At 71.7% G+C, this 2,865-nt stretch carries 1 protein-coding gene and 1 pseudogene; both read right to left on the bottom strand.

Annotated features, from left to right (window positions below; genetic code table 11):
• Positions 1-141: 141 nt before the first annotated feature.
• Positions 142-2,703 (bottom strand): ABC transporter permease, encoded by a 2,562-nt coding sequence (locus ACFVHV_RS43595; protein ID WP_380359413.1) that lies wholly within the window; start codon positions 2,701-2,703, stop codon positions 142-144.
• Positions 2,704-2,768: 65 nt separating this feature from the next.
• Positions 2,769-2,865, bottom strand: a pseudogene (locus tag ACFVHV_RS43590) (ABC transporter ATP-binding protein); the annotation flags it as partial.

Below are 2,865 nucleotides of genomic sequence, written 5' to 3'. Positions count from 1 at the left end.
TTTTTATGACACTGGTTGTGACGGGTGCTGTCCACCTGTTGCCGCGCGGCCGCCGACAGTCCCCCGTCGACGCACCGGCGCCCCGGGGGCGGTTCGACTAGAACCGCCCCGGGGGCTCCGGGCTTCCGTACCTCCGGACCGCTACTGGCTCTTGATCGAGTCCAGGATGTCCAGCCTGGCCGCCCGGTGGGCCGGCCAGAGCGCGGCCAGCAGACCGATCACGGCGGCCGCGAGCAGGAAGCCGACGATCTGCACCGGCGGGACGACGGTGGTGATGCCCTTGAGGCTGTCCGCCAGCGTGCGCACGCCCGCCCAGGCGACCAGGATGCCGAGGCCGACACCCACCAGCCCGCCGAACAGCGCGATCAGCAGCGACTCCAGCCGGACCATCCGGCGGATGCCGAGCCGGTCCAGGCCGATCGCCCGCAGCATGCCGATCTCCCGGCGGCGCTCGAACACCGACATCGCCATGGTGTTGACCACGCCGAGCACCGCGATGACCACGGACATGCCGAGCAGGCCGTACATCATGTTCAGGATTCCGGTGATCATCTGGCGGTTCTCCGCCTTGATCTCCTTCGCGCCCTTGACCGCGATCAGCGGGTTGCCGCCGGTCGCGTCGCGCAGCGCCTGCTTCAGCTCCTCGGTCGCGCCGTTCGTGCCCTTGACCAGGACCTTCTCCAGGCCGGTGCCGGGCGCGAGGTGCGGGCCGACCACGGCCTCCGGGACGATGACCGAGGCCAGCGCGGTGTTGGCCTCCAGGATGCCGCCGACGGTCAGCGAGCCCTTGGCGCCGTCCGGGTAGGTGACGGCGAGGGTGTCGCCGACCTTGTAGCCGGCGTGCTCGGCGCGGCCCGAACTGACCAGCAGCCTGCCCTGCTTGAGGGCGTCCGCGGAGCCCTCCTTGACCTTGACGGTGGCCAGCTGGTCGATGGTCGCGGCGTCCACCGCGGTCATCCACTCGCTGTCCTCGCCGTTCTGCCCGGTCTTGACGGTGACGCTGCGCTCGGTGCTGATCACGCCGACGCCGGGCGCCTTGGCGATCTGGGCGGCGACCTCGGGGGAGAGCTTCGAGAAGTTCTGCATCGCGACCGTGTAGTCGGCCTTGAGGTCGGTCTCGGCGGCCTTGTCCACCGCCTGGTTCACCGAGGCGCCGATCACGGTCAGCGAGGTGATCAGGGTGACGCCGATGGTCAGCGCCGAGGCCGTGGCGGCGGTGCGGCGCGGGTTGCGGATCGCGTTCTCCTGGGCCAGCTTGCCCGGTGCGCCGTACACGGCGCGCAGCAGCGGGGCGAACAGCGCGATCAGCGGCCGGGACAGCAGCGGGGTCAGCACGAACACGCCGATCAGCAGCGCGCCGGCGCCGAGGCCGACCAGCTTGACCTCCTTGCCGGCCACACCGCCGGCCAGCGTGGCGAGGCCGGCCAGCGAGAACAGCAGGCCGATGGCGTTGCGGATCCGCAGGCCCTTCTGGGTGGCGGGCTGCTCGGCCGAGCTCATCGCCGCCACCGGGGCGATCCGGGAGGCCCGGCGGGCCGGCAGCCAGGCGGCCAGCACCGTCACCAGCACGCCGACCGCGAGCGCGGCGACCACCGTGGTCGGGGCGATGATCAGCGGGCCGTCCGGCAGGTTCGCGTCCATCGGGCCGTTGAGCAGCGACTTGAGTCCGGCGGCGATGCCGATGCCCGCCAGCAGACCGGTCACCGCGGCGGTCAGGCCGACCAGCACGGCCTCGATCAGCACCGAGCGGGTGATCTGGCGGCGGGTGGCGCCGACGGCGCGCAGCAGCGCCAGCTCCTTGGTGCGCTGGGCGACCAGCATGGTGAAGGTGTTGGCGATGATGAAGATCCCGACGAACAGCGCGATGCCCGCGAAGCCCATCAGGACGGTGGTCAGGACGGTGGTGCCCTTCCTGATCATCTCGTCCTGCTCGGCGGCGAGTTCACGGCCGGTCTTCGCCTCGATGAAGTCGCCCTGCGGGACGGCCTGCTTGACGGCGGTGAGCAGCGCGGCGTCGTCGGTGCCCGGCTTGGACCTGACGTCCAGCTCGGCGTAGCGGCCCGGGGTCAGGTAGAGCCGCTGGGCGGTGGCGGTGTCGAAGGCGGCCAGCGAGCCGCCGGCCACCACGCGCGGGTCGTTGGTGGTCAGGGTGCCGGTGAGCTTGAGCTTCATCACCGGGCCGTTGACCGCGACCCGGACGGTGTCGCCGACCTTGTAGCCGCCCTTCTCGGCGGTCTTGCGGTCCAGCGCGATCTCGGTGGCGTCCTTCGGGCCGCGGCCCTCGACCAGCGGGTAGCGCGGGTCGGTGCCGTCGGCACCCGGCACGTAGTTGGTGCCGGTGGTGGAGAAGCCGTTGCCGATCAGCGCGCCCTTGGCGTCGGCGATGCCGGCGAAGCCGCCGACCACGCCGCGGACCTCGGCGACGCCGGGCACCGCGGCGACCCTGGCACGGGTCTCCTCGGTGAGGGTCGGGCCGGCGATCTGCTCGCTGTGGTCGTCGCCGAGGTTGCGGGCCTCGCGGTCGGCGACCGTGACGGCGACGTCGGTGTAGCTCTTGGAGTTCTGGGTCCTCAGCGCGTTGCCGAAGGTGTCGGAGAAGACCAGCGTGCCGGACACGAAGGCGGTGCCGAGCATGACGGCCAGTACCGTCATCAGCAGCCGGCCCTTGTGGGCGAGCACATTGCGCAGTGCGGTGCGGAACATGGGGAGGCGTCAGTCCTGGGGGTACTCGGGGACGGGTGGCGTTTCGGGAGCCAGGGCTGGGGGCCTCAGCTGGTGCGGCCCTTGGCGTCGAAGCGGCGCATGCGGTCCAGGACGGTGTCGGCGGTGGGGTGGTGGAGTTCGTCGACGATGCGGCCGTCGGCG

The sequence above is a fragment of the Kitasatospora sp. NPDC127116 genome (genome assembly GCF_042677365.1).
Lineage (GTDB): Bacteria > Actinomycetota > Actinomycetes > Streptomycetales > Streptomycetaceae > Kitasatospora > Kitasatospora lactacystinica.
The sequence above is the reverse complement of the archived record's forward strand: the minus strand, read 5'-3'. Positions and strand labels throughout refer to the sequence as shown.

What these genes read in the sequence shown, in the direction of transcription:
- ACFVHV_RS43595 (WP_380359413.1), bottom strand. Translation starts at nt 2,703, where the DNA reads ATGTTCCGCACCGCACTGCGCAATGTGCTCGCCCACAAGGGCCGGCTG.